Below are 26,117 nucleotides of genomic sequence, written 5' to 3'. Positions count from 1 at the left end.
TGGCATCAGGCGTGCGGTCGCCGGCCACGGGCAGGTCGCCGGGTGGGGAACCTTTCAGAAAGCTGGCGCGGATAGACATGCGAGCCGTTCTTGCCATCCTGCCGCTGCTTTTCGTTTCCGCTTGCGCCAATCCGTGGACGAAGGTTCCGGAGGCCGAACTGCCCAAACCGATCCGCTACGCCATGGCGCGGCCTTCGCCTTTCGTCTTCGGCAATTATTGCGGCCCCGGCACCCGCACCGGCGATCTATCGGCCCGGCCGGCCGACCGCCTCGATGCGGCCTGCCAGACGCATGATGCCTGCTACATCGCCCGCCACAACCATTGCGACTGCGACGGCGCCCTGGTCGCCTCGGCGAAAGCGATCCGTGACGACAACGCAACGCCGCGCAAGATGCGCGGCGAGGCCGAACTGCTGATCGCCACCTTCGCCATTCCCGTCTGCAAGGTCTTCCCGCAGGGCTTCATGCCGCCGCGCGATCCGGCGCAATTGAGCGCCCTGAAGACCGGAGCGGCCGGGTGAAGGGTCGCGCATTCATCGCCGTCGTTCTGTTCGGGCTGGCTGTCCTTGCCGGCTGTGCCGGTACTGGTCGCAATGCCTGCGATCTCCTGCAAGGCCAGAGCGCTTGCGCGCGACCCGCGCTCTCCGCGGAGACAGCTGGGCCGCGGATCGCCGCCGCGCAGTTTTTCGGCGACGCCGGCACCAGCGACTACGAAAAACGCTTCCTGGCGCTGCTCGCCCGCCATCAGCTTGGCGCCATGGACCGCGCCAACGGCACCGGCCCTTTCGGCCACGACCGCCATGAGATCGCCAACAGCGATTTCCAGGCGACCTACCGGACGCTGCAAAAACTGGCCGGGCCGGTTGCCGAAACGCATCTGCCGCCGGCCGACGCCAACAGCGGCGAGGGTCATTTTGACGGACGCTGGCGGGTGTCGCGACAGACGCTCTACATCGATGCGGCGGCGCGGCCTTCGGCGCCCAAGACCTTCGATTTCTCCGGCCTGCAAGCGCGCGGCGTCGAGATCGTGCTGCGCCAGGCCGGCAAGCAACCGGCCGACATCGAAGGCGTCTGCGACGGCACGCTGGCGATCCGTGCCGGCGGCGCTTCACGCACCATCGCCACCGGCACGGCATTTCGCTTTCGTCTGTCCGGCGAGGACGATACGGTCAGCCTGTTTCCAAGTGACGGCCTGAACCGCTGCGCGACAAGAATCCGCTCCAGCCTTGCTCCGGCCGGCGCGCCGCTCACCATCCGACGCGAAGAGAGGGCCGATCCGGCGCTTGCCGCTTTCGACAGTCGCTACGAGCGTTGCCCGACGCCAGACCCAACCGGCCTCGATCCTCTCAGCCGCGCCTTCTATGCCAGCCGTTGGCTGTCGCAGACCTGTGCCTTGCCGATCGGAAAGCCGCGCCTGCTGCGCAAATCGCGCGATGGCTTCAACGCCAAGGTCGAGGCGCTGATGGGAGCGCCGCTGTCCGACAGCGCCCTCGACAAGGGCGACCCGGAGCTGCCGCTCGACTTCTCCAGGGCCCCAAAACTGAAGCTGATCTATCTGTCATCCCTGGAGTTCAAGGCCGACTTCTCCGGCCGCATCATCGAACGGCTGATCCGTCATCATGCAGCCCTCGGCACCAAGGTGCGCATCCTGGTCACCGACGTGCTGGAGCGCGACAAGGACGACGCCATGCTGCATCGGCTGGCGGCCGAATTCCCCAATGTCGGGCTGCAGGAATATCGCTGGCGGGCGGACCGGGGCGCGCCGATCGACGAGCAGATTTCACAATTGCACAAGGTCCATCACGTCAAGATGCTGGCGACGCTTGCCGACGATCCACGGCGGTCGCGCGCCATCATCGGCGGCCGCAACATCCATGACGGCTTCCTGTTCCACCAGCCGATCGATCTGTCGCGCTATCCAGACCTTGAGCAATACGGCAAGACCGACGGGTTGTCGCTGAACTACTATTCGAACTGGAGCGACTTCGACATCGAGTTCGCCGATCCGGCCACGGTCGAGACCCTTGCCGCGCATCTTTCGACAGTGTGGCTGCGCGACGCCGACACCAATCTGGCGCGCCCCTTCTCCATTCCGGTCCGGTCCGACGGCGCCCGTCCTTCAGGCACGGCACGACACTTCATTTCGGTGCCTTACGAGGATGGCCATGCGCTGGAGGACTATTTCGTCGAGTTGGTCGACGCCGCCCAGCACCATATCCAGATCGTTAATCCCTACCTCAACCTGACGCCCAAGCTTGCCCAGGCTGTTGACCGGGCGCTCGCGCGCGGCGTCAGGATCGACATTGTCGGCCGCATCGATCTCAAGGGCGATATCGGCGGCAAGTTCCTCACCGCGCTCAACAAGCTGTTCGTCGAGAAATATGGCGACCGCATCAACATCCGCGAGTTCAAGGCGCCTGACGTGGTGCTGCATTCCAAGATCATGATGATCGACGAAAGGCTGGTCGCCATCTCGTCGGTCAATCTCAACAACCGCAGCTTCTTCCACGACAGTGAGAACGGCATGATGGTGCTCGATCCGGCCTTCTACACCAGGATGAAGCCGATCTATGACGACTATGTCGCCCACTCCAATCCGGTCGCCACCAATGTGACGATCCCGTGGGCGTATCGGCTGCTTTTCGACGAGGACTGGGTCCGGCAGGCGTTCTGACTCTCTAGCGCAGATAGCGCTCCTGCGCGAGGTCGCGGACGTCGATGTCAGGCACCCGGTTGGAGATGATGTCGGCCAGCACCTTGCCCGAGCCGCAAGCCATGGTCCAGCCGAGCGTGCCGTGGCCGGTGTTGAGATAGAGATTGGAAAGCTCGGTGCGGCCGATCAGCGGCGGGCCATCCGGCGTCATCGGCCGCAGCCCGCACCAGAACGTCGCGTCCCGCATGGCGCCGGCGCCCGGAAAGAGATCGCCGACCGAGTGTTCCAGCGTGCGCCGCCGCGATTCGTGCAGCCTGAGGTCGAAGCCGGAAATCTCGGCCGTGCCGCCAACCCGGATGCGGTCGCCAAGCCGGGTGATCGCCACCTTGTAGGTCTCGTCCATCACCGTCGAGACCGGTGCCGCGGCGGCGTCCTTGATCGGCACGGTGATCGAATAGCCCTTGACCGGATAGACCGGGATCGGCCGCTTCACCCGGCGCATGAAACCCGCCGAATAACTGCCCAGCGCCATCACATAGGCGTCGGCGGTCTTCCAGCCCTTGCTGGTGCTGAGATTGGCAATGCGGTTGCGGCTGCGGATGACGCGCCAGATCGTCACGTCGTACTCGAACTTGACGCCGCGCGCCACGCAAAGCTCGGCCAGCCTGTCGGTGAACATCTTGCAGTCGCCGGTCTCGTCGTGCGGCAGCCTGAGGCCGCCGACGAACTTTTCGCGCACCCCGGCAAGGCCAGGCTCAGCCGCGATGCAACCGTCCTGGTCGAGGATCTCGTAAGGCACGCCATACTTCTTCAGCACCTCGACATCGCCGCCGGTGCCGTCAAGCTGCTTTTGCGTCCGGAACAGCTGCAGCGTGCCCTGGGTCCGCTCGTCATAGGCGATGCCGGTCGCTTCGCGCAGCGCCTTGAGCGTATCGCGGCTGTATTCGGCCAGCGGCACCATGCGCGCCTTGTTGATCGCATAGCGCTCGGCCGTGCAGTTGCGCAGCATCTTGATGAGCCATGTCCACATATGCGGATCGAAGGCCGGCCGCACCACCAGCGGGCCATGCTTCATCAGCAGCCATTTGATCGCCTTCAGCGGAATGCCGGGCCCGGCCCAGGGCGAGGCGTAGCCGGGCGAAATTTCGCCGGCATTGGCGAAGCTGGTTTCCAGCGCCGGGCCTTTCTGGCGGTCGAGAACCGTCACCTCGTGGCCGGCCTCGGCGAGAAAGTACGCCGTGGTCACTCCGACGACGCCGCCGCCCAGCACCATGATCTTCATCGTTCACTCCTTGCCGCGTCGCACGCCCTTGAGGACGCCTGGACGCGGCGCATTTCCGATTTGCGCATGATCCCCGGCGAAAATCGATGCCGATTTTCGAGATCATGCAGTGTTGCCTGTTCACGCCGCCGCAGGACCGGGGTCGTCATCCCCTGTCTGCCGCATTCCGGCCCTTTCGCCAAGGGGCCGCCAATCGGCTGCGGCGCTGTAGACAAGGGTGAGCCCATGCGGCCGTCGCGCCTCGGCCTGGGATTTCTCCCTGACGGCACGCCGCGCGGCCTCCGGCTGGTAGAGCACGGTCGCGATCAGGACCGACTCCCGCCTGCCGTCGGCCTGTTCGATCCATGCAGTCTGGCCCTCGGCCATGCCGAGCATGCAAAGCCCCCGCCTTGTCATGATCGACAGGCTGGAGCCGACCGGGCCGCGCACCTCGTTCTGCACCAGGGTCCGGGTCTGGGCGGGGCCGGCATCGACACGGAACACCAGCCTGCTGTTCAGCGTCACGATATCGGATCCGACCGAATCGATCGCGACGACCTCGGCCTTGGAAAGCTTGTCTTCAAGCATTGGAACAATCGGATCCGCGAAAGCCCGCCGACGCTCCAACATGATTTCGAGGACGGCGAAGTCCTTTGTCGTCAGCTGGAAATTCGCGCCTGTCATCACCGTCTCCATGATCAGGCCCCCTCCCGCCCGCAGGCCGGCGTATCGACCACTTCGATGGTCGCCGACAGTTCCCGGCCGCCACGGCTGCTCCAGCACACCGTCTGCCCAGCGGTCGCGCCGATGAGCGCCGTCCCCATCGGCGTCAGCACCGAGATCCTGTTTTCACTGATGTCTGCTTCGCCGGGATAGACCAGCGTGACGCGCTGGATGTTGCCGCCATCGTTGCGGATTGTCACCGCCGAACCCATCCGCACCACATTGGCCGGCATGGAAGCCGCTGCCGTGATAACGGCACGGTCCATCTCCGAAAGCAATTCTTCGGCCGTCTCGGGCACGCGGTCGAGCGACGCCCGCGCCAGGCCCGTCAGCCTATGATGGTCGGCATCGGTGACCAGAAGCCGGCTCGGTGGACGCAATCCTGTTGCATGTTGCATGGCAAACCTCATGACTTGGCGCATCGAACAGACGCGCGCCTGCCGCCGCGCAAACGGTGGCTTGATGAAAAACCGGCAGCCGCGAAGCTGTCTGGCTCGGGAATGATAATGTCAGGTAGAAATGCCCCGGTTCGGACGGACGCCAAAAGGCGACCGCGCCGGGGCTACGATCCCGCGATCGGGCAGACCCTGAACAAGGTTCTGATATAAGCTGGGTTGCTCATGCATGGAGCCTTGCCGACAGGCGTCCGCTTGTCAAGCGCGGCCAAACCGCTCAACCGCCGACATAGCGCCGGTAGAAGCGCGGGCCGAGGCTGGTCAGGATCTCGTAGCCGATGGTGCCGGCATGGCCGGCGGCGTCATCGACGCTTTGCGAGGGACCGAGCAGTTCGACCAGATCACCCTCGCGCAGCCTGCCGCCCGGCAGGGCGGAAATGTCGAGAATGATCGAATCCATCGACACCCGCCCGACGAAAGGTAGCCGCACGCCCTCGAACCAGGCGGCGGACGCGGCGCGGCGTTGCCAGCCATCAGCGTAGCCGAACGAAATCGTCGCCAGCCTGAGCGGGCCTTGCGCATGATAGGTGTGGCCATAGCCGACGCCGGCGCCTTTTTCGACGCTTCGCGTCTGTGCCACCTTTGCCTGCAACCGCACCACCGGCAGCATCGGATTGGGCTTTGGCGGCGTCGGATTGATGCCGTAGAGCGCGGCACCGGGGCGGGCGAGATCGTAGTGAAAGCGCTCCCCAAGAAAGATGCCGGAGGAATTGGCCAGCGAGGCCGGTGCCGCCGGCAGCATCTTGCGCAGCTGCTCGAATGCCAGTCGCTGCAGCTCATTGGCCGGGTGCTCCGGCTCGTCGGCGCAGGCCAGATGGCTCATCACGAACCTGATGTCGATGCCGTCGAAGGCCTGCGGATCGGCGGCAACGCGCTCCACATCCCGGGGCGCCATGCCGAGCCGCGACATGCCGCTGTCGACCTGGACCGCGGCCGGCAGTTTTCGGCCGGCGCGGCGGGCCGCAGAACGCCAGGCTGCCAGTTGCTCGGGGCTGTTGATAACAGCGCAAAGGTTTGCTGCCACGGCGTCCGGCTCGGCACCGGGCGGAATGCCGTTCAACACGAAAATGGCAGTGCCGGCCCCAAGCGAGCGGCGCAGGGCGACGCCTTCGCCCAGAAGCGCAACGAAGAAGACATCGCAGCCTTCGCGCAGCAGTGCCGCCCCGACCTGGCCGGCGCCAAGGCCGTAGCCGTCCGCCTTGAGCACACCAGCGCAGGCAACATCGCCCAACCGCGCCTTCAGCCGCCGGTAGTTTTCACGGATTGCACCGAGATCGATGGTGAGGATGGCCCCAGCCGCCACTTCGCTTGTGGCGGTGACCTCTTCTGGCGGCGATTTTTGGAGGGCGTCGTTCATGGCGACCGTTCTTGTGGTGGATGGGTTAGTCAGTAGTCAGTAGAAATTGGCGCGGACCGCAACAGAACATTCAACCCTACTCCCCTACTCCCCTACTCCCCTACTATCGCACCAGATGCCGGAACGCCGCCACCACATCCTCATAGACATGGCGCTTGAACGGCACGATCAGGTCAGGAAGGTCCTGCATCGGCCGCCATGCCCATTTGTCGAACTCGGCGGTGTGGCCACCCGGCGGCGGATTGATCTGGATCTCGCTGACATCGCCGTGGAAGCGAAAGGCGAACCATTTCTGCGTCTGGCCGCGATACCGGCCCTTGAAGGCGATGCCGACGAGATGCTCCGGCAAATCATAGTTGATCCAGTCCGGCGCCTCGGCCAGTAGCGAGACGCCGCGCATGCCGGTCTCCTCATAGAGCTCGCGCTCGGCCGCCTGCAGGGGCTCCTCGCCCTCGTCGATGCCGCCTTGTGGCATCTGCCAGAGCTGCGTCGTGCCGGCAAATTCGCTGTCCGGTTCGGCAATGCGGTGCCCGACCCAGACCAGGCCCTCGGCATTGAGGATCATCAGCCCGACGCAGGGTCGATAAGGCAGCGTTTCGCGGTCGATTTTGTTCGTCTTTGGCATCAGTCACTCTTTCCAGCCGTCTTCCGAGGGCTAGCCTTTTTGCGGATCGATAGCCACCGCTGAAATCGGCACGATCTCGATGCCGCGCTTCTTGGCCTCGACCACCCAGGATGACACGGTATCGACCGTCAGGTCGAAGGCCGAACCGATGCCGACGGCAGTGCCTTTGGCCCGCGCGGTCGCCTCCAGGCTGTCGAGCTTCTTCAGGATTTCGCCGCGATCCTGCACGGCATCAATCGCCATGTCGCCGGCGACGAAGGGCACGCCGTCTTTCAGCGCCAGATCCGGCGCCAGACTGCGCGCCGACGAGCCGTCATCGATATAGGCGAGGCCGCGTTTGCCGAGCTCGGCGATGAACGGCTCCATCGCCGCCGCGTCAGCGGAAAAGCGGGCGCCCATATAGTTCATGACGCCGGTATAGTTGGTCGTCCGCGACAGCGCCCAGTGCAGGCTCTTCAGGTTCTCGTCCGCGCTCGCCGCCACCGTCAGCGTGTTGCGTCCCGGATTGACCTTGGGATAATCGAACGGTTCGAGCGGCACCTGCATGACGATCTCGTGGCCGCTCTGCCTGGCTGCCTGCATCCAGCGGCCGATGCTGTTGCCTTGCGGCGCGAAGGCCAGCGTCACTTCCGCCGGCAGTTTGGCGATGGCCGCCTGGGTGCCGGTCTGCGAAACCGAAAGCCCGCCGATGACGATCGCCACCCGTGCGCCGCGCCCGCCCGACCAGGGCCGCGCATAGACGTCGAACGGCCGCCTGCCATCGGCGGCGCGCACCGGCAACGGCCCGGTCTCGCTGGCCTCGATCAGCGCCTTGTCTGGAATATGCGCGACCTTCAGGTTCTGGCCGACGGTCGACGGGTCGCGAATGACGATCGCTGCCTTGGGCGGCCCATCGCCCTCCTCCGTCTGCACATGGATGATCTGCGGCCCACCTGATTTGACCGGCGCCTCCGGCTTCGGTGCCGCCGGGGCCAATGCAGGCGGCGCGGCGGCAGGTTCGGCCGCAGCGGTCACTTTCGGCGTTGAAACGGCAACCTCTTGCGGCTTACGAAACGGCTTTTCCCTGAGCGCGATCGCGCCGGAGATGCCTGCCACCACCAGCACGGCCACTGTCGCCATGATCGCACCGCCGCTGAGCTTGCCGGCGGCGCGCGGCGGCCGGACTGCCTGTCCGAGCGGGCGTTCGATGTCCTTGCCGATATCAGTCAAGCGTAATCCCCGGGCGCATGGCTCCGAAGGCGAAGCCACTTCGAAACGGCATGCGCGAATTCATCAATCCCGGCGCACCCCCACGCCATGCCTTGGGAGCTTTGCCTCGCCCCCGAATCAAACTGCCGGAACCTTTCGGTCCCGGCAGCATCGCATTGCTTCCATCATGCTCAAACAGAAAGATGGAGCGGCGCGTGCGCCGCTCCAGATGCCTACTGGTTGAGAACCGCCTTTTGCGGATTGGGCGGGAAGGACGGATCGGTCTTCTGACCGCGCAGCAGCTGCTCGGCATAGATGAGCTGCAGATCGTCCTTCGGATCCGGTGGCACATAGGCCGCAGAGCCCGAACCCGTCGTGCTCTCGTCGGCGCCCTTGATATGGCCCTTGAGATCGGATTCGCCACGCGTCAGATCCCTGCCCTGCAGTTCCGGCGGCAGTGGCTGTTCGACCTTGATGTCGGGCGTGATGCCCTTGCCCTGGATCGACTTGCCGGACGGCGTGTAATAGAGCGCCGTCGTCAGCCTGAGCGCACCATTCTCGCCGAGCGGAATGATGGTCTGCACCGAACCCTTGCCGAAGGACTGCGTGCCGACCACCGTGACGCGGCGCAGGTCCTGCAGCGCGCCGGCGACGATTTCCGAGGCACTGGCCGAACCGCCATTGACCAGGACGATCATCGGCTTGCCGTTGATGTCGTCGACCTGCTTGGGCTTGGCGTCGAAGCGGGTGACGTCCTTGGGGTCGCGGCCGCGCGTCGAGACGATCTCGCCGCGGTTGAGGAAGGCATCGGACACGCTCACCGCCTGGTCGAGCAGGCCACCCGGATTGAGGCGGAGATCCAGAACATAGCCCTTCAGCTTGTCGTCGGGAATCTGCTTCTTGATGGTGTCGATGGCGTTCTCGAGGTCGTCATAGGTCTTTTCGGTGAAGGAGGTGATCTTCATGTAGCCGATGTCGTTCTCGACCCGGAACTTGACCGCCTTGACCTTGATGATGTCGCGCACGACCGTCAGTTCGATCGGCTTGTCGGCGCCCTGGCGCAGGATGGTCAGCTTGATCGGCGTGTTGACCAGGCCGCGCATCTTGTCGACCGCATCGTTGAGGGTCAGGCCGCGAACCTCTTCGCCGTCGATCTTGGCGATGTAGTCGCCGGCCAGCACGCCTGCCTTGGCGGCCGGCGTGTCGTCGATCGGCGTGATCACCTTGACCAGATCGTTCTCCATGGTGACTTCGATGCCGAGGCCGCCGAACTCGCCCTTGGTCTGGACGCGCATATCCTGCGCCTGCTCGGCATTCATGTAGGAGGAGTGCGGGTCAAGCGAAGCCAGCATGCCGTTGATGGCATTCTCGACCAGCGACTTGTCGTCGGGCGGCGTCACATACTGTGCCCGCACGCGCTCGAAGATATCGCCGAAGATCGCCAGTTGCTTGTAGGTCTCCGACCCTGCAGCGTTCGCCGCCGAGCCGGGTGCGCCATAGACCAGGCTCATGGCGGACGCGCCCATCAGCGCACCGGCAAACAGAAGCGACAGTTTCCGCATTATTCACGTCCTTCCAGAAAAACGGTCCGCCCACCATGGGGCCGGATCGACGGGTTTTCCATCCTTGCGGAACTCGACATAGAGTTCCGGCGTGGCATTTCCATTCTTCGAAACCGAGGTGCTCGCCACCCGGGCCTCTCCCATCGCACCGATCGGCTCTCCTGCAAGCACTGATTGACCGGTCGCGACGCTGATTCTGCTCATCCCCGCCAAAACGACATGATAGCCGTCGCCTGCGTTCAGGATCAAGAGTTGACCATAAGAGCGAAACGGCCCCGCATAAAGCACATTTCCATCCGCCGGCGCGGTAACGATGGCTCCCGATTGTGTCGCAACCATGTCGCCTAGCATCACCGCGCCGTTACCGTCGTCGGCGCCGAATCGCCGCTTGATGCGGCCGGTCACCGGCAGTGCGATCTGTCCCTGCAGCGCCGAAAAGGGCACCGCGGCGGCAAGTTGGTTGCTTTCCGGAACGGGCAGCGACGCCAGTTCCGCCGGCGCGGATGTCTTGTCGCCATCCGCCGTCTTCTGCTCAGCGGCCTTGGCGGCATCGGCGGCCTTGCGGCTCTTGTCGGCCTGCGCTTCGAGCGAGGCGATCAACTCTTTCAGGCTGCCGGCCTTGGCCGCCAGCGCCTCGGATCGCTGCTTTTCCGCGGCCATTTGCGTTTGCGTGTCGGCTTCGAGCTTCTGCTTGGCCTCCAGCAGCATGCCGAGCCGCTTCTTTTCCGCCGTCTGGTCGCCGACCGCCGCCGTCAGCCGCGCCCGTTCGGCCTCGATCGACGCCGTAATCCTGGTCTGTTCCTTGAGATCGGCAAGCAGGCTATCGGTCTGCTGGCGCAGTTCCGGCACAACCGCGCCGAGCAGGATGGCGCTGCGCACCGACGACAGCGCGTCCTCGGGCTTGACCAGGATCGCCGGCGGCGGGTTGAGGCCCATGCGCTGCAGCGCGCCCAGCACTTCGGCCAGAACGTCGCGCCGCGCCATCAGCGAGGCGCGGATCTTCTGTTCCTGGCCCTTCAACCCTTCCAGCCTGGCGCCGATGTCCTCGATGTCCTGGCCGAGCTTCTGCTCGGTCATCGCCGACTGAATCAATGCGGCGGTGATCGAGGCGTGATCCTTCTTGATCGTCGCGATGTCGGCGGAGAGCTTGGCCAATCGTTCGGACGACAGCGTGATCTCCTTCGAGACCCGTTCATATTCGGCCCGGCTCTGGTCCGGATCGGGAGCCAGGTCGAGCGTGTTTTCCGCCCGCCCCGCATGCAGCGACAGCACAAGCACCGCCGCCGCGATGCCGCAGCGCGCGCGCCATGAGCCCGTTCTTGATTTTCTGTCTTCAGACATTGAAGCCCGACTCTATGCGTGGCTTCGTTAACGAACAATCAACCATGTTCGAAACCGCCCACTCGATGCAATGTTACGTTGGCATTGGGGCGGAAATCCGGGTGTGTCGCACCAATTCACCGGCTTACGAGCGATGGTAGGGATGTCCCGAAAGGATAGTGGCCACACGATAAAGCTGCTCTCCCAGCATCACGCGCACCAGTTGATGCGGCCATGTCAGCAATCCGAACGACATCACCAGTTCGGCCTGGTCGCGCAGCGACTGATCGTGGCCGTCGGCGCCGCCGATGGCGATGATCAGCGCCTTGCGGCCACCGTCACGCAACAGGCCGAGGCGCCCGGCGAAATCTTCCGAGGAAAAGCTTTTGCCGCGTTCGTCGAGCAGGATCAGGGCGGTGCCGGGCTGCAACTGCGTCTGCAGTTTCTGGCCTTCCTCACGCCGGCGCTCGTTGGCAGTCTGGCCGCGCCCCTCGGCTATTTCGGCAATGCCGCCAAATTCAAGCCCCACCGCCGGGCCGCTCTTGGCGAAGCGCTCGAAATAGCGGTCGGCCAGCAGCTTCTCGGGGCCGGCTTTCATCCGGCCCACGGCATGAACTGATATCTTCATCCTTGCCTTGTAAGCCGCGCGAACGACTTAGTGGAGCGTTTCTTCCTCGAGGTCCGGCGCCTGCCACATCTTTTCGAGATTGTAGAATTCGCGGACTTCGGGGCGGAAGACATGGACGATGATGTCGCCAGAATCGATCAGGACCCAGTCGGCGCCGGACAGCCCCTCGACGCGCGCGGTGCCGAGACCGGCATCCTTGATCGCTTTGAGAAGATGATCGGCGACAGCCGCGACATGACGGTGCGATCGGCCCGAAGCGACGACCATATAGTCGCCGAGGCTCGATTTCCCCTGGATGTCGATGGAGACAATATTTTCGGCCTTGGAGTCTTCCAGACTGGCAAGGACTGTCTTGATGGCGCGGGACACGGCGTCGTCTACGCTGATCCTGGCCGGCGAAGGCATGATATCGGCCTTCTTCCGCAGTGCTGTTCTCAGTGTATTTCCTTTCGCAGCAAGAACAACCAAATCACCCCTTGAAGCAGGTGACACCACTTAGATAGGCAGAGTTCCCTGACAGTTTCAAGACGGGACCCTGCCTCGCACGAACGTATTGTCGCTCCTGTGGTTCCGCCGCACACCGGAAAAGATCGGAACCCTCGCCGTCGGCATGGGTTATCGGCTCACCGACCAACCGGATTTCCCCCATGCCGATCGACCCGCAAAACGCCTTCCTCAGCGTCCAGGCTGGCCTCGCCCAACTGAGCACGCTGATTGTTTCCTACTCCTTCTCGGCCATCGGTGCCGTTATCCTCTTGATCGTCGGTTATATCGTCGCCGGCCTTGCCGAACGTTCGATCTTCGCCGGTCTCGGCCATATCCATGGTTTCGACGCGACGTTGCGGCATTTCTTCTCGAAGATCGTCCGCTATGCCATCCTGATCCTCGTCACCATCATGGTGCTCGGCCAGTTCGGCGTGCAGACGGCCTCGATCATTGCCGCGATCGGTGCCATTGGCCTCGCCATCGGCCTGGCGTTGCAAGGCACGCTGCAGAACATCGCGGCCGGCATCATGCTTCTGGCACTGCGGCCGTTTCGCATCTGCGAGTCCGTCGAGGTCGGTTCGATTGCCGGTACGATCGAGGAGATCGGCCTGTTCGCAACCAAGCTCAGGACGGCCGACGGGGTCTACATATTGGCGCCCAACTCGACGCTGTGGAACCAGCCGGTGCGCAACTTTTCGCGCAATGGGGTGCGCCGCAGCGACATCACGCTGAGCATCGGCTCCTGGAACGACATCGACCGCGCTCAAAAGACATTGCTTGCCATTGCCGCCGCCGAACGGCGGGTCAAGCGTGAGCCGGCACCGATCGCTTTCGTCGCGACATTGGGCGATAGCACCGTTTCGATTGCCTTGCGCTACTGGACATCGTCGGCGGACTTCTTCGCCACCCAGACCGATCTCACCAAGCGCGCCAAGCAGGAATTCGATAGCGAAGGCATATCGATCCCGCTGCCGCCACCGGAAGCCCCGTCGCCGGAAGCCCGTCGACAATAGTCGGGTGGCTCAGTGCCGGCCCTCATCGTCCGGTGCGAAGGCGAGTTCGACCGGCAACGGCGCCTGCGCCGTCATCGGTGCGAAACTGCCGGTTTCGCCGACCGGGACCGCACGCGTCGTGAACACACGCAAAAGCACGAACAGGCAGAAGGCTGCGGCGATGAGAACAGCCACATAGATGAAAGCCTGCGTTCCGAAGACGGCCGACAGCGCCGTCACGATGCCGGGCACGACGAAGCCCGACAGCGACCAGGCAAACAAAAGCGAACTGGACAGCGCCACCATGTCGTCCTTGCCGGCGCGGTCGGCGGCGTGCGCGCTGGCCAGCGAATAGATCGATTCCGAAGCGCCGTCCCACACGATGTAGATCACAACCAACGCGGCCAGCGCGCCGCCATCGAACCCGAGTGCAAACAGGCCGGCGACCATGGCGAGCGCGGATGCGGCGATCAGCACATAGCGGCGGTCGGTTCGGTCGGAAATCCAGCCAAGCGGGATCTGCAGGATCAGCGTGCCGAGAGGCATCGCCGAAAGCAGCAGCGCCACGTCGGCCTGGCTGTAGCCCTTGGCCGTGGCGTGGATCGGCGCGAAGCCAGCAATCGACATGGACAGGCCGCCGACGGCAAGCATGCCGGCGACGCCGACCGGTGAAACCCGCCAGGCACGGCGCAGCGCCACCGAGGCCGCCTGCGGCGCCGGCGGCTGGGCAAGTTTGGTCATCCCGACAGGGAGGATCGACAGCGCGGTGAAGACGATGCCGATCAGCGGCGCATCCGCTGTCCTGATATCGACCAGCGCCAACGTCGCGTAGCCGACGCCGAGCCCGGCGACATAGGCGACGTAGAAGAAAGCCATCACCCGGCCGCGGATCGCGTTGGCAACGGCATCGTTCAGCCAGCTCTGCGCGACGATGAACAGGCCGCATATGGCAAAGCCGTAGAGCGCGCGCGCGGCTATCCACAGCAGCGGAAGGATCCCGGCGCCGACAGCCGCGTTGGCCAGCGCGATCAGCGCCGACAACACCATGAAGGCACGGGCATGGCCGACCCTTCGCACCAGCGGTCCGGTCAGGATACAGCCGGCGAGCCCGCCGGCCGAAAGCCCGGTGATGATCAGCCCGGCCCAGGTCGGATCGAAACCCTCGGCGCCAAGCCGGACCGGGATGTAGGCAAACATCAGCCCGTTGCCGACGGCAATCAGCGCCATCGACACGATGACGCTGGCAATCGCGATCAGCGGCGTGGGCTCGGCGCCCTGCTCGGCTTCGCTGCGGTTTTTCCTGGGAATCGACATGCCTGCTCAGGATTGCCCATGAAACGGGCAAAGGAAGCGATAAAAGCGACATGGCCGGGCGGCCGGGCTCACCCCTTCGCCAGCTTGCGGATCGCGCTCGATGACAGCGACGAGCGCGGGCCGTGAATGAAGGTCCAGGCCGGCGCCTTCATGCGGGCAAGCCGCGGCGCATCGCCCTCGTCGATGCGGGCATAGTCGAAGGTCTTGGCGACGACCGAGGACAGGAACGACAGCGTCGCGCCCGGGCGGTCGATGACGGCGATCGGGAAGGTCATGACGATCTCGCGCCAGCGCTGCCAGCGATGGAAATCGCGCAGGCTGTCGGCACCCATGATCCAGACGAAATCGACACCGGGATTGCGCGCCTTGACCAGCGCCAGCGTATCGGCGGTGTAGCGGACGTGATGGGCGGCTTCGAAAGCGGTGACCTTGATCTTCGGGTTCTTGGCAATCTGTTCCGACAGCTGCAGCCGTTCGCCCAGCGGCGCCAACTCCCTGGTGTTCTTCAGCGGATTGCCCGGCGTCACCATCCACCACAACTGGTCGAGCGCCAGGCGTCTGAGCGCGATCTCGGCGACCAGCGCATGGCCGGCATGCGGCGGATTGAACGAGCCGCCGAACAGGCCGACGGCGAGGCCTTTCTCGGCGTGCGGCATTTTGAAATAGTGGGAGGGGATAGCCTCCTTGCCCGCCCCCTTGTGGGGAGGGTCGATCCGCGAAGCGGAGCGGGGTGGGGGTATCGCGGAATTCAGCGTCGTTCCCCCCACCCGGCTCGCTATGCTCGCCACCCTCCCCACAAGGGGAAGGGTAAGACCAGCGCTCAAGGTCTCACCTGTCCCGACCCGCGCACACGGTATTTGAACGACGTCAGCTGTTCGACGCCCACCGGTCCGCGCGCATGCATCTTGCCGGTGGCGATGCCGATCTCGGCGCCCATGCCGAATTCGCCGCCGTCGGCGAACTGCGTCGATGCGTTGTGCAGCAGGATCGCCGAATCGATCTCGTTGAAAAACCGCTCGACGGCTTGCGCATCCTCGGCGACGATCGCCTCGGTGTGATGCGAGGAAAACGTCTCGATATGCTCGATCGCACCACCGATACCGTCGACCAGTTTTACCGCGATGATGGCATCGAGATATTCTGTCACCCAATCGGCATCGGTCGCCGGCTTGGCGTCGAAAAACACTTTCAGCACCTCGGCATCGGCATGGATTTCGCAGCCGGCGGCGCGAAGTGCATCAAGGATCGGCACCAGATGCGTGGAGGCAACCGCCCGGTCGACCAGCAGCGTCTCTGCGGCACCGCAGACGCCGGTGCGCCGCATCTTGGCGTTGACGGCGATCCTGACAGCCATATCGAGCTTGGCGGAACGGTCGATGTAGAGATGGCAGATGCCTTCGAGATGCGCGAAGACCGGGACCCGCGCCTCGGCCTGCACCCGTCCGACCAGGCTTTTGCCGCCGCGCGGGATAATGACGTCGAGGTTGCCGCCCAACCCCTTCAGCATCTCGCCGACGGCGGCGCGGTCGGTGGTCGGCACCAGCTGGATGGCATCCTCCGGCAGGCCCGCTTGCTTCAGCCCTTCGACCAGGCAGGCGTGGATGGCGGCCGAGGAATTGAGCGAATCCGAACCGCCGCGCAGGATCACCGGATTGCCGGCCTTGAGGCACAGCGCGCCGGCATCGGCGGTGACGTTCGGGCGGCTCTCATAGATGACGCCGACGACGCCGAGCGGCGTGCGCACGCGCTCGATATGCAGACCGTTCGGCCGGTCCCACTGCGCGATCACGTCGCCAACCGGATCCCGCAGCGCGGCGATTTCGCGGATGCCGTCGGCCATGGCGCGGATGCGCGCCGGATCGAGCTTCAGCCGGTCCATGAAGGAGGTGGAAAGCCCGGATTCATGACCATTCGAAACATCGATGGCGTTGGCGTCGAGAATGTCCTGCTCACGGGCCACGATCGCCTCGGCCATGGCCAGCAGTGCGGCGTTCTTGGCGGCGGTCGTGGCAATGGCCAGCGGCCGGGCGGCAGCCCGGGCGCGCCGGCCGATATCGGCCATCAGCGCGACAGTGTCATCCCCGGATTTTTCATGCAGTTTCAGCATGGCTCATCCTCCGCTTACATCGCCACCAACCGTGACTTGGTCACCGGCCCCTGTTTGGTCGCCGGCCCGTACTTGGTCACCCGAATGGCTCACCACAAGGTCGTCGCGGTGGATCATCGCCGAACGCGCCTCGTAGCCGAGCACGGTTTCGATCTCGGCCGTCTTCAGGCCCGCGATCCTTACGGCATCGGCGGCATCATAGGCAACCAGCCCGCGCGCGATCTCGCGGCCCTCGGGCGACAGGATCGCCACCGTGTCGCCGCGCGAGAAATTGCCGCTGACCAGCTTGACGCCGGCCGGCAGCAACGATTTGCCCGACAGCAGCGCGCCGATGGCGCCGGCATCGACCGTAAGCCGGCCGGCCGGCTCGAGCTGGCCGGCGATCCAGGTTTTGTAGCCCTTGACCGGGTTGCTGCTCGGCCGAAAGAAAGTAGCGCGCTCGCCGCGTTCGATCGCCATCAGCGGCGACAGCCGAGTGCCCGACGTGATGATCATCGCGGTGCCGGCGGCGGTCGCGATCTTGCCGGCATCGAGCTTCGTGCGCATGCCGCCGCGCGACAGCTCGGAAGCGGCCGCACCCGCCATCGCCTCGATATCAGGCGTGATGCGGTCGACCACCGGAATGAATTTGGCGTTGGGGTCGCGCGCCGGCGGCGCGGTGTAGAGCCCGTCGATGTCGGAAAGCAGCACCAAAAGATCGGCGCCCATCATGGTGGCGACGCGGGCCGCCAGCCGGTCATTGTCGCCGTAGCGGATTTCGGAAGTCGCCACCGTGTCGTTCTCGTTGATGACCGGCACTGCCTTCATCTTCAAGAGTGTCGAGATCGTCGCCCGCGCGTTGAGATAGCGGCGGCGCTCCTCGGTGTCGCCGAGCGTCAGCAGGATCTGGCCCGATTTCAGGCTGCCCTTGCCGAGCGCGTCCGACCAGGCGCCGGCCAGCGCGATCTGTCCCACGGCTGCCGCCGCCTGGCTCTCCTCCAGTTTCAGGGCTCGCTTGCCGAGGCCAAGGATGGTGCGGCCAAGCGCGATGGCGCCGGACGACACGACGAGGATTTCAGCGCCGCCCTGGGCCAGCCCGGCAATGTCGTCGGCGAGCGAAGCCAGCCAGTCGCGCTTCAGGCCCGTCGTGCGGTCGACGAGCAGCGCCGAGCCGATCTTGACGGTGATGCGCCGATATTTTCTCAGCGACTGCATGACCCTATTTGTCCCAGCGCGTCTCGACCGGCGCCGCGATCTGCGCGCGCGCCTCAGCAATCACCGCCATCAGCGCCCGCTGCACCGCCTCGACGCCCTCGCCGGTGACCGCCGACAACAGCATCGGCGCGCGGCCGGCAGCGCGTTTCAGCGAGGCGACCTTCTTCTTGCGCGCATCGGCGTCAAGCGTGTCGACCTGGGAAAGCGCCAGGATCTCGACCTTGTCGGTGAGGCCATGGCCATAGGCGTCGAGCTCGGCTCGCACGGTCTTGTAGGCCTTGCCCGGATTTTCCTCCTGCGCCGAAACCAGATGCAGCAGCACACGCGTGCGCTCGACGTGGCCAAGGAAGCGATCGCCGATGCCGACGCCCTCATGCGCGCCTTCGATGAGGCCCGGAATGTCGGCGATGACGAATTCGCGCGCGTCGATGCGGGCAACGCCGAGGCCGGGATGCAGCGTCGTGAAGGGATAGTCGGCGATCTTCGGCTTGGCTGCGGTGACCGCCGCCAGGAATGTCGACTTGCCGGCATTGGGCAGCCCGACCAGCCCGGCATCGGCGATCAGCTTCAGCCGCAGCCAGATGTTGAGCTCTTGCCCCGGCAGGCCGGGATTCGCGCGGCGCGGCGCCTGGTTCGTCGAGGTCTTGAAATGCTGGTTGCCGAAACCGCCATTGCCGCCCTTGGCCAGCAGAAAGCGCTGTCCGACCACGGTCAGGTCGCAGATCAGCGTCTCGTTGTCTTCTTCGAACACCTGCGTTCCGGCAGGCACTTTCAGCGTGACGTCGGCGCCCTTGGCGCCGGTCATGTTGCGGCCCATGCCGTGGACGCCGGTCTTGGCCTTGAAATGCTGCTGATACCGGTAGTCGATCAGCGTGTTCAGCCCGTCGACCGCCTCCAGCCAGACATCGCCGCCGCGGCCGCCGTCGCCGCCATCCGGCCCGCCGAACTCGATGAATTTTTCGCGCCGGAACGACACCGAACCGGCGCCGCCGTCACCGGAGCGGATGTATACCTTGGCTTGATCGAGAAATTTCATGAGATTGTACAGTTTCTACTAGTGGCTTTGCGGCATTGCTCTAAACCTTGGCCCTTGCTCTAAACCAAGGCGCGGCGAAGGGCGAGGCCGTTTTGTGACAATGGCCATGTGGGGTTGGCCGGAGAGACGTCGGAATGAAGCTTGTAACCTACAACATCCAGTACGGCATCGGCCTCGACGGGCAGTACGATGTCGGGCGCATCGCCGATGCCGTGCGCGGCGCCGACGTGATCGCTTTGCAGGAGGTGACCCGCAACAATCCTCGGAATGGCGGCCGCGACATGGTCGCCGAGATCGGCGAGGCGCTGCCCGACTATTTCGCCGTCTATGGCAGCAATTTCGAGGCCAATATCGGTTCGCACATCGACAACGGCCGTGCCGTGACGAAAACCTTCCAGCTCGGCAACATGGTGCTGTCTAGGACGCCCATTCATCTGTCGCGCAACCTGCTTTTGCCGCGCAGCCGCAGCTTCGAGATGATGAACTTCCAGCGCGGCGCGCTGGAAGCGCTGATCGAGACGCCGCTTGGTTTCATCCGCTTCTATTCCATCCATCTCGATCACCGCAGCCCCCTCGAACGCGCCAGCCAGATCCAGTTCCTGCGCCAACGCATGCTGAACTATGCGCTCGAAGGCGGAGCACTGTCCGGCGTCGCCGAGATCGGCCTGCCGGAACTGCCGCATCCCGAAGCCTTTGTCGGAATGGGCGATTTCAACATGCTGGCCGGCTCACCCGAATATGTCGAACTCGCCGGCCGGCCGGACCATGAATTCGGCATGCCGCTGACCGCCGACTTCGCCGTCGATGCCGCCTTGCGGCTGAACGCCACCGGCGACGATCTCATCAGTTGGGTCGATCCCAAGCAACCCACCGATCCCAGCCGGCACAAGCGCATCGATTATATCTTTACCAGCGCTTCGCTTGCCAGATCCCTGCAGCGTCTGTGGGTCGACCGAAAGGCAGTCGGCTCGGACCATCTGCCGGTATGGGTCGAACTGGGCTGATGGCCTTTCATCTGGCGGCGTTTTCGCGTTCGACGATCGCCATCATGATCGTATCGCGGTATTCCCCGTCGATATGGACGGCATCGCTCTGCACGCCCTCCCTGACAAACCCGACCTTGTCGTAGAGAGAGATGGCGCGAGCATTGTCGGAATGCACGGAGAGTTCGATGCGGACGAAACCGGCCCTGCGCGCTTGTGCCAAGGTTGCATTGATGAGCCGCAGTCCAAGCCCTCGCCCCCGATAGGGAGGAACAATCCCCATCCCGAGGGAGCCGCGATGGGCATGGATGAGCCGATCATGGCGTGAGATGTCGCACCAGCCGACGACCTCGCCACGAACAACGGCCACGAACCCCGGATCGCCTCTCCCGATACGGTCCATTGCGAAACTTCTGACTTGATCCAGCGGTGGCGCCTCAAGGAAGGACAAGTACTTTCGCTCACGCGCTACGACATCGAGCGCGCGATGAAAGCTTTCGATATCCCCAGGCGTCATCGGCGTGATCGCGGCCGTTTCAATATCGCTGCTGTCGACCATTGGTTTGACCGTCGTCATCCATCAGAAATGCACCCAGTTCCGCAGGCTGGTCCAGGTCTTGCGATCGAGCCGGTAGCGCTCGACGGGAACCTGGCCGGCGACGATCGAGTTCAGCATGCCCTGGCCGGCATACTGGAACCCGCACTTGTGGATGACGCGGCGCGAGGCCGGATTGATGACCCGCGTCGAGGCATGCAGGACCTGGATCGACGTCCTCTGGAAGGCGAGATCGACCAGCGCGTGCGCTGCTTCCGTCGCATAGCCCTTCTTCCAGTGCGGCTCGCCGATCCAGTAACCGAGCTCCAGCCCGCGATCGGTGGTGTTGAGGCCGGCGCAACCGACGAAGGTGTCGGTGCCGGCCAGCGTCAGGGCATAAGCAATGCCGGCCCGGCGCGATTTGGTCATGGCCAGGAAAGCGCGCGCCTCGGCCTCGCCATAGGGGTGCGGCATGCGTGCCAGCATTTCGGCGACATGGCGGTTGTCGGCAAGCTCGACCAGCTGCGCGATATCGCCCTCGTGGGGCGCCCGCATCACCAGCCGCTCGGTGACCAGCACCGGGCAATCTATCGCGTAACTTTCGTCTTCTGAGTCTTCCGCTTCGGCAACCATTTGAAAGTCCTCCAGGCACAAGAAAAAGGGGAGATGGAAACCCATCTCCCCTGATCCTTTTCCTGGCTTTGCCAGACACCGGTTCCCGAGATGGGCGCCGGTGTTCTAGTGCGGAACCGGCTACTCCGCGGCTTTGGCAATCGGGTTGACCGATACGTAGGTTCGGCCGTTGGCTTTTTTGTTGAACGTCACGGCGCCAGTCTCGAGCGCAAAAAGCGTATGGTCCGTGCCCATGCCGACATTGACGCCGGGATGCCACGTGGTGCCGCGTTGACGAATGATGATGTTGCCCGGGATGACGGCTTCGCCGCCGAACTTCTTCACGCCCAGACGCTTGGAATGCGAGTCGCGACCGTTGCGCGACGAGCCGCCAGCTTTCTTGTGTGCCATCTAACTAACTCCGTTGCGCCGCAAGGCGCCTAAAAGGCCTTATGAACGCGTTCGCGTTCCGTTTCAAGTCCGATCCGGCGACCTGGTCGCCAGAAAATTACTTCGCCGCCAATTCCTTGGCCTGCTCGCGCCAGTCCTTGATCTGGTCGGCGCTGAAGGGCATGTGCTCGTCGATCTTGGCGACATCCTTGTCGGTCAGCTTGGCGAGCTGCGCGAAGGTGATGATGCCCTGCTCGTTGAGATCCTTGGCTGCGACCGGGCCGATGCCCTTGATCACGGTCAGATCGTCCGGCTCACCCTTGGGCGCCTTGAACAGCGGCGCTGCCGCGGTCTCGGCTGCCTTTGTCTCGGCTGCCTTGGCCTTGGGCTCCTTCTTCGGCGCGGCTTCCGCCTGCACCTCGGTGGCGGCCTCGGCCTTCACCTTCTTCGGCGCCTTGACCGCTGCCGTCTTCGTCGGCTTGGCGCCACCCAGCAGGATCTCGGAAATCCGCACGGTGGTCAAAAGCTGGCGATGGCCGATCTTGCGGCGCGAATTCTGCCGGCGGCGCTTCTTGAAGGCGATGACGGTGCGGTTCTTGCCCTGCTCGACGACTTCGGCGGTGACCACCGCGCCGTCGACGAACGGCGCGCCGAACGTGACATTCTCGCCTTCGCCATGTGCGAGGACGTGGCCGATCTCGACCATATCGCCGACAGCGGCTTCGAGTTTTTCGATCTTCAGGAGATCGTTGGCGGCAACGCGATACTGCTTGCCACCCGTTTTAATGACTGCGAACATTTTTTGCCTTTCGCTGTTCGGTCGGCCTTGATGAGCCGCCTCTGGCGGTTCAGCCGTCTTTTTGTCAGTCTGCGGGTTCAAAAAACAAGCGGCGCGGAAGAACCCTCCACGCCGATTGCGCGCTGTCCCTAACCGAAGGTTGAGTGCGAGTCAAGGCAAACAGCTGTTGTCGGGACTGTTGTTGGCGGCCGAAGGATCGAGCGTGTCAGCACGACTGCACGACGTGACCGTCGTCGAGGCAAGCACGCGTGACTGGTTACCAACCTACCCAGGCCTCGCCGCCGCTGAACCGTCGCGAATCCGCTGCTTGCCCGGCAAGCCAAATAACTGACGGATTGGCCTTGTAACCTGCCCGTTCAGCCGTTATCTAGTGCGCCGCGCCGGCAACGGCCGACCATGACCGCGGAGAGGTGGCAGAGTGGTCGAATGCACCGCACTCGAAATGCGGCATGGGTGCAAGCCCATCGGGGGTTCGAATCCCTCCCTCTCCGCCATCGATCCCGAGAAAACCGGACATTTCCTGGGCCGCCTGCCGCATATCGCGCAGCCAATAGGACAAAGCCGCTCGAGCCGGGACACTCTGGCCTTCGCGGAGGCCGTAAAGCTTCGGCGATGGGCAGGCCCATCCGGCATCTCCGCACATCGCTTCTGTCCGCAAGCGCAGCCATGCCGCTGTGAATTTACCAGCCGCTTTAGCCCAAATGGGGAAGAGGCCCGGCCCACGATCTCGTAACGGTTGGTTCGCCGAACCCAGTTAGGAGACCACGATGCGCAAAGCCTCTCTCGCCATCGCAGCTTTCTTCAGCCTTTCCACTGTCGTATCGGCATGCGTGTCGATGGACGGCAACGTCGTCGTGAACAACTGCAATTATCGCGTCATGGGAAATTACAAAGGCTCGGATGGCAGTTGGGGTGGCTTCGGCCCCATCCGCGCGGGCGGTCGTGAGGCAACTTCCAAAAGACGCGATGCCGGCTGGGACATCAGCTTTTGCAACTATGAAGCATGGGGGGGCCGGCACATGTCGGCCGAAGGATCCCAGGCAGATGTAAGCTTTCAAGCACGTCACTTCGCGCGCTTGGCTCGTTGCCGACGATGTGGCCGGCATCGTACGCCTGCCACTCTGTCGGCGCACGATAAATCCGTTACTGCTCCTTCTTGAGCAGGTCCTGGAAGATCAGCTGGCCCCAAGTGCGGCCGCGTGCGTGCACCAGCGTGCCGCCCTCGTTGAGCTTCCCCAGCTTGACCGGTGCGAACCCGAGTTGTTTGGCCAATGCCGCCACGGGAGCGATCGCGTCCTCGTCGTCGCTCGACAGAAAGACGACCCGGTGCCCGCCCTCGACGATCGGATCGGCAGCCAGGGTGGCCGCAATCAGGTGATTGAAGCCTTTGACGAGCTTGGCGCCGGTGAACGCCTTCGCGACGAAGGCGGAGGACGGCAGACCGTCCAGCTCTTCGGGGACTGGAAACACGTTCGTCGCGTCGATGATCGTCTTGCCTTCCCAGCTTGGCAGCGCCTTCGCGACATCCGGGTACGATTCAAAGCGGACAGCCAAAAAGATGATGTCCGCCTTGACGGCGTCCGCCAGTGTTTTCGGGATGATCGTGGGTCCGATCGCGGCCGCGTCGGATGCAAAGCTTTCCGGGTCGCGCGTGGTTGCCACGGACACTTCGAGGCCCTTGCGGGCAAATGCCTTGGCAAGAGCCTGGCCGATCTTGCCGAAGCCGATAATTGCGTAGCTCATGTATACTCTCCTTCAGTTTACCAGGCCCTGCGGGCTCGGGATATCGAATGGAATGAACGGCGGGGCGTAGCGGGTCAGATTTGCGCCAAGCCCCCGTCGACGGCGACCTCGCTGGCAGTCATGAAGCTGCTGTCGGGCGACGCGAGAAACGCAGCCGCCGCCCCGATCTCCGCTGGATCGGCCATACGCTGAAGCGGATTCATCGAGGCGAAGACCATCAAGCCCTCCTCGCCTATCGCTGCCTTCGCGAGTTCGGTCGCCGTCGGCCCGGGCGACAGCACGTTTACCCGGATGCCGGTGCCTTTCAAGTCTTCCGCCCAGGTCCGCGCGAGGTTGCGCACGGCCGCCTTGCTCGCGCTATAGACGCTGAATGCGGGCGCGCCCGTGGTGCCGGCGCTCGATCCGGTCAGGATAATCGAACCGCCCTCGCCCATCAGCGGCAGCGCTTTCTGGACCGTGAAGATCGTACCCTTCACATTGGTGTTGAAGGTCTCGTCAATGTGCCCGGCGGTGAGCTTGCCGAGCGGAAGCAGGCTTCCCACCCCGGCGTTGGCGAAGATGATGTCGAGGGTTCCGCGCTCGGCCTTCACCGCCGCGTAGAGCCGATCGAGGTCGGCCTCATCCGAGACCGAGCCCTTCACCGCGCGGGCATTGGGCCCGAGCTCGGCCACAGCGGCGTCTAGCGCTTCCTGCCGGCGGCCGAAGATGAAGACGAAGGCGCCCTCCTCGATGAAGCGCTTTGCAGCGGCGAGGCCGATGCCGGTGGCACCACCCGTTATAACCGCAACCTTACCATCCAGTTTTCCCATGACTTAATCCTTCCAGGCTCTGTCTTTGGTCGTTCGGGGACGCCCCGAGAACCTCTAGATGGGCCCGCCGGGGTCGCGCGGTGAGTGCGGAAGCGCGCACATCGGTGGTGCAGAATCGATCCGCTTTCAGGATTGACGCCAGCCCGCGACGATCCGTGTCCGCCGTTCGGAATAGCGTCGCCCTTGTCGACACAAGCCACGATATCCCGCCCCTACTGCTGTAGGATGTGTTAGATACGGGCTTTGGAAGGCGCACCGCGCGGTGCCGGATTGCACCATGATCGACTGGGATGACGTTCGCTACTTTCTAGCCGTCGCACGCGGAGGCTCGGTGCGGGCTGCCGGCGCGCAGCTCGGGGTGAATCACTCGACCGTGCTGCGACGCATCGCACAGCTTGAGGAACGCCTCGGGGCGCAAATGTTCGAAAAGCTGCCTTCAGGCTACCGCCTGACCGCTGCGGGCGAGGAGGTCCTCGAGCTCGCGAACCAGATGGAAGCGTCGTCGCACCAGCTGGAGACGCGCGTCTTCGGGCGCGACCAGGGCGTACGCGGACTTCTGCGGGTGACGCTGGCACCGCCCCTCGCGACGCACCTGCTCATGCCGGACTTCGCCGATTTCGCGCACCTGCATCCAGACATCGAGATGGAAATCTTGTCGTCCGGCGAGCTGGCAAATCTGACCAACCGAGAGGCCGACGTGGCGATCCGCGTCGTCTACGACCGCAAAACCCTGCCGCTCAATCTTCACGGCCTGAAGGGAGCGGAGGTGTTTGGCGGCGTCTACATGTCCCGCGACCGCCTGGCCGCGTGGCGTGCGGGCGCACCTGATGCCATCCGGTGGATCGTCATAAGCGTTCATGGAATTCCAGAGTGGGCCAGCGCGGGTGAGGTTGGCACCACGGGAGTTCCATTCAGGATCACGGACGCCGAGGCGCAGATCGTTGCCGTACGGCAAGGTCTCGGGATCACGACACTGCCGTGCTTCGTCGGAGATGCCGACCCCCTGCTGGTGAGGGTGCCGGGCACCGACCTGCACCTGTACGGAACGCTCTGGCTTCTCACACATGGGGAGACACGCAAGACGAAGCGCGTTCGGCTCTTCACTGAGTTCGTATCCCGCAGGCTCGCCGCCTACGCTCCGCTTCTCGCGGGACTGTCCACATCGCGCGACTGACGCCCGGCGGGTCGCCCGCGACGCTTGCAGTGGATAGGTGCCTGCAAGCGGACAGCGGCATCTATTGCGGTTGCAAATGCTCGGCCATGAAGTCGATGCACGCCTCAGTCTGGGCCTGATCTGTCGACCGGCCGGCCAGAAAACGTTGAACTAATCGGTCCCTGGGGGGCA

At 64.2% G+C, this 26,117-nt stretch carries 27 protein-coding genes and 1 tRNA gene; 7 read left to right on the top strand and 21 right to left on the bottom strand.

Translation table 11 applies throughout. The features are described from left to right. The first annotated feature begins 77 nt into the window (after positions 1–77). Both AC0NIL_RS06220 and AC0NIL_RS06215 read left to right on the top strand, forming a co-directional pair. Positions 78–521 carry a hypothetical protein gene (locus tag AC0NIL_RS06220; RefSeq protein ID WP_013529084.1) on the top strand — a complete coding sequence of 148 codons (444 nt, stop codon included), beginning with the start codon at positions 78–80 and terminating at the stop codon, positions 519–521. Next, positions 518–2,674 (top strand): phospholipase D-like domain-containing protein, encoded by a 2,157-nt coding sequence (locus tag AC0NIL_RS06215; RefSeq protein ID WP_275954408.1) that lies wholly within the window; start codon positions 518–520, stop codon positions 2,672–2,674. Before AC0NIL_RS06220 ends, AC0NIL_RS06215 begins: the two co-directional genes overlap by 4 nt. 4 nt (positions 2,675–2,678) lie before the next feature. Here AC0NIL_RS06215 and AC0NIL_RS06210 read toward each other — a convergent pair whose 3' ends face one another. From AC0NIL_RS06210 to rsfS, 10 genes are all read right to left on the bottom strand, one after another. After that, positions 2,679–3,935: a D-amino acid dehydrogenase gene (locus AC0NIL_RS06210; protein ID WP_275954409.1), complete on the bottom strand. Its 1,257-nt coding sequence runs from the start codon at positions 3,933–3,935 to the stop codon at positions 2,679–2,681. A gap of 120 nt (positions 3,936–4,055) precedes the next feature. Continuing rightward, positions 4,056–4,610, bottom strand: coding sequence for a GreA/GreB family elongation factor (locus AC0NIL_RS06205; RefSeq protein ID WP_013529081.1), 555 nt, complete (start codon positions 4,608–4,610; stop codon positions 4,056–4,058). A gap of 2 nt (positions 4,611–4,612) precedes the next feature. Next, on the bottom strand, positions 4,613–5,035 hold the full coding sequence (rnk, locus tag AC0NIL_RS06200; protein ID WP_275954410.1) for a nucleoside diphosphate kinase regulator: 423 nt from the start codon (positions 5,033–5,035) through the stop codon (positions 4,613–4,615). A 274-nt stretch (positions 5,036–5,309) separates the two neighbouring features. Continuing rightward, positions 5,310–6,449, bottom strand: a complete 1,140-nt coding sequence (gene alr / locus AC0NIL_RS06195; RefSeq protein WP_275954411.1) for an alanine racemase — start codon at positions 6,447–6,449, stop codon at positions 5,310–5,312. A gap of 103 nt (positions 6,450–6,552) precedes the next feature. After that, positions 6,553–7,074, bottom strand: a complete 522-nt coding sequence (locus tag AC0NIL_RS06190) for an RNA pyrophosphohydrolase (protein ID WP_013529078.1) — start codon at positions 7,072–7,074, stop codon at positions 6,553–6,555. A gap of 30 nt (positions 7,075–7,104) precedes the next feature. Next, the gene (locus AC0NIL_RS06185; RefSeq protein WP_013529077.1) at positions 7,105–8,283 is read right to left on the bottom strand and encodes a divergent polysaccharide deacetylase family protein; all 1,179 of its coding nucleotides are present in this window, start codon (positions 8,281–8,283) and stop codon (positions 7,105–7,107) included. Between the two features lie 212 nt (positions 8,284–8,495). Beyond that, positions 8,496–9,827 carry a S41 family peptidase gene (locus tag AC0NIL_RS06180; protein ID WP_024502881.1) on the bottom strand — a complete coding sequence of 444 codons (1,332 nt, stop codon included), beginning with the start codon at positions 9,825–9,827 and terminating at the stop codon, positions 8,496–8,498. Further along, complete coding sequence (locus AC0NIL_RS06175) at positions 9,828–11,165, bottom strand: murein hydrolase activator EnvC family protein (protein WP_024502880.1); 1,338 nt, start codon at positions 11,163–11,165, stop codon at positions 9,828–9,830. A gap of 124 nt (positions 11,166–11,289) precedes the next feature. Then, complete coding sequence (rlmH, locus tag AC0NIL_RS06170) at positions 11,290–11,772, bottom strand: 23S rRNA (pseudouridine(1915)-N(3))-methyltransferase RlmH (protein ID WP_013529074.1); 483 nt, start codon at positions 11,770–11,772, stop codon at positions 11,290–11,292. Positions 11,773–11,799: 27 nt separating this feature from the next. Further along, positions 11,800–12,177, bottom strand: a complete 378-nt coding sequence (gene rsfS, locus AC0NIL_RS06165) for a ribosome silencing factor (RefSeq protein ID WP_013529073.1) — start codon at positions 12,175–12,177, stop codon at positions 11,800–11,802. Positions 12,178–12,419: 242 nt separating this feature from the next. On the opposite strand from rsfS, the gene AC0NIL_RS06160 reads away from it, so the two are divergent. After that, a complete protein-coding gene (locus AC0NIL_RS06160) occupies positions 12,420–13,271 on the top strand; it encodes a mechanosensitive ion channel family protein (RefSeq protein WP_473572929.1) in 852 nt (283 codons plus the stop codon). 9 nt (positions 13,272–13,280) lie between these two features. Here AC0NIL_RS06160 and AC0NIL_RS06155 read toward each other — a convergent pair whose 3' ends face one another. The 5 genes from AC0NIL_RS06155 to obgE form a co-directional block, all read right to left on the bottom strand. After that, positions 13,281–14,564: an MFS transporter gene (locus AC0NIL_RS06155; RefSeq protein WP_224618790.1), complete on the bottom strand. Its 1,284-nt coding sequence runs from the start codon at positions 14,562–14,564 to the stop codon at positions 13,281–13,283. A 68-nt stretch (positions 14,565–14,632) separates the two neighbouring features. Beyond that, positions 14,633–15,220, bottom strand: coding sequence for a nicotinate-nucleotide adenylyltransferase (locus AC0NIL_RS06150; RefSeq protein WP_013529070.1), 588 nt, complete (start codon positions 15,218–15,220; stop codon positions 14,633–14,635). Between the two features lie 164 nt (positions 15,221–15,384). Continuing rightward, positions 15,385–16,671 carry a glutamate-5-semialdehyde dehydrogenase gene (locus tag AC0NIL_RS06145; protein ID WP_013529069.1) on the bottom strand — a complete coding sequence of 429 codons (1,287 nt, stop codon included), beginning with the start codon at positions 16,669–16,671 and terminating at the stop codon, positions 15,385–15,387. Positions 16,672–16,674: 3 nt separating this feature from the next. Then, a complete protein-coding gene (proB, locus tag AC0NIL_RS06140; protein ID WP_127368023.1) occupies positions 16,675–17,865 on the bottom strand; it encodes a glutamate 5-kinase in 1,191 nt (396 codons plus the stop codon). Between the two features lie 4 nt (positions 17,866–17,869). Continuing rightward, positions 17,870–18,901 carry a GTPase ObgE gene (gene obgE / locus AC0NIL_RS06135; protein ID WP_013529067.1) on the bottom strand — a complete coding sequence of 344 codons (1,032 nt, stop codon included), beginning with the start codon at positions 18,899–18,901 and terminating at the stop codon, positions 17,870–17,872. 134 nt (positions 18,902–19,035) lie between these two features. On the opposite strand from obgE, the gene AC0NIL_RS06130 reads away from it, so the two are divergent. Continuing rightward, positions 19,036–19,905 carry an endonuclease/exonuclease/phosphatase family protein gene (locus tag AC0NIL_RS06130; protein ID WP_013529066.1) on the top strand — a complete coding sequence of 290 codons (870 nt, stop codon included), beginning with the start codon at positions 19,036–19,038 and terminating at the stop codon, positions 19,903–19,905. A gap of 7 nt (positions 19,906–19,912) precedes the next feature. Here AC0NIL_RS06130 and AC0NIL_RS06125 read toward each other — a convergent pair whose 3' ends face one another. The 4 genes from AC0NIL_RS06125 to AC0NIL_RS06110 all read right to left on the bottom strand — a co-directional run bounded on the left by AC0NIL_RS06125 (position 19,913) and on the right by AC0NIL_RS06110 (position 22,220). Further along, positions 19,913–20,461, bottom strand: a complete 549-nt coding sequence (locus AC0NIL_RS06125) for a GNAT family N-acetyltransferase (RefSeq protein ID WP_473572926.1) — start codon at positions 20,459–20,461, stop codon at positions 19,913–19,915. Positions 20,462–20,464: 3 nt separating this feature from the next. Further along, the gene (locus AC0NIL_RS06120; RefSeq protein WP_024502874.1) at positions 20,465–21,052 is read right to left on the bottom strand and encodes a GNAT family N-acetyltransferase; all 588 of its coding nucleotides are present in this window, start codon (positions 21,050–21,052) and stop codon (positions 20,465–20,467) included. Between the two features lie 120 nt (positions 21,053–21,172). Then, positions 21,173–21,442: a 50S ribosomal protein L27 gene (gene rpmA / locus AC0NIL_RS06115; RefSeq protein ID WP_013529063.1), complete on the bottom strand. Its 270-nt coding sequence runs from the start codon at positions 21,440–21,442 to the stop codon at positions 21,173–21,175. 97 nt (positions 21,443–21,539) lie between these two features. After that, the gene (locus AC0NIL_RS06110) at positions 21,540–22,220 is read right to left on the bottom strand and encodes a 50S ribosomal protein L21 (RefSeq protein ID WP_013529062.1); all 681 of its coding nucleotides are present in this window, start codon (positions 22,218–22,220) and stop codon (positions 21,540–21,542) included. Positions 22,221–22,624: 404 nt separating this feature from the next. Between AC0NIL_RS06110 and AC0NIL_RS06105 the strand changes: the two genes are divergently transcribed. Together AC0NIL_RS06105 and AC0NIL_RS06100 are read left to right on the top strand one after the other, a co-directional pair. Beyond that, positions 22,625–22,714, top strand: a tRNA-Ser gene (locus AC0NIL_RS06105). 273 nt (positions 22,715–22,987) lie between these two features. After that, positions 22,988–23,380 (top strand): hypothetical protein, encoded by a 393-nt coding sequence (locus tag AC0NIL_RS06100; RefSeq protein WP_275953515.1) that lies wholly within the window; start codon positions 22,988–22,990, stop codon positions 23,378–23,380. Here the strand turns inward: AC0NIL_RS06100 and AC0NIL_RS06095 are convergent. Together AC0NIL_RS06095 and AC0NIL_RS06090 are read right to left on the bottom strand one after the other, a co-directional pair. Next, entirely contained in the window at positions 23,364–23,963 is a 600-nt protein-coding gene (locus tag AC0NIL_RS06095) for an NADPH-dependent F420 reductase (RefSeq protein ID WP_275953514.1), read from the bottom strand. The two genes, AC0NIL_RS06100 and AC0NIL_RS06095, sit on opposite strands and share 17 nt — an antisense overlap. A gap of 74 nt (positions 23,964–24,037) precedes the next feature. Beyond that, entirely contained in the window at positions 24,038–24,772 is a 735-nt protein-coding gene (locus AC0NIL_RS06090; protein ID WP_275953513.1) for an SDR family NAD(P)-dependent oxidoreductase, read from the bottom strand. A gap of 277 nt (positions 24,773–25,049) precedes the next feature. Between AC0NIL_RS06090 and AC0NIL_RS06085 the strand changes: the two genes are divergently transcribed. Beyond that, positions 25,050–25,946 (top strand): LysR family transcriptional regulator, encoded by an 897-nt coding sequence (locus AC0NIL_RS06085; protein ID WP_275953512.1) that lies wholly within the window; start codon positions 25,050–25,052, stop codon positions 25,944–25,946. Positions 25,947–26,117: the final 171 nt, after the last annotated feature.

It is taken from the genome of Mesorhizobium sp. WSM1343, assembly GCF_055901535.1.
Note: the sequence above shows the minus strand (reverse complement) of the source record. Positions and strands in the feature narration are given on the sequence as shown.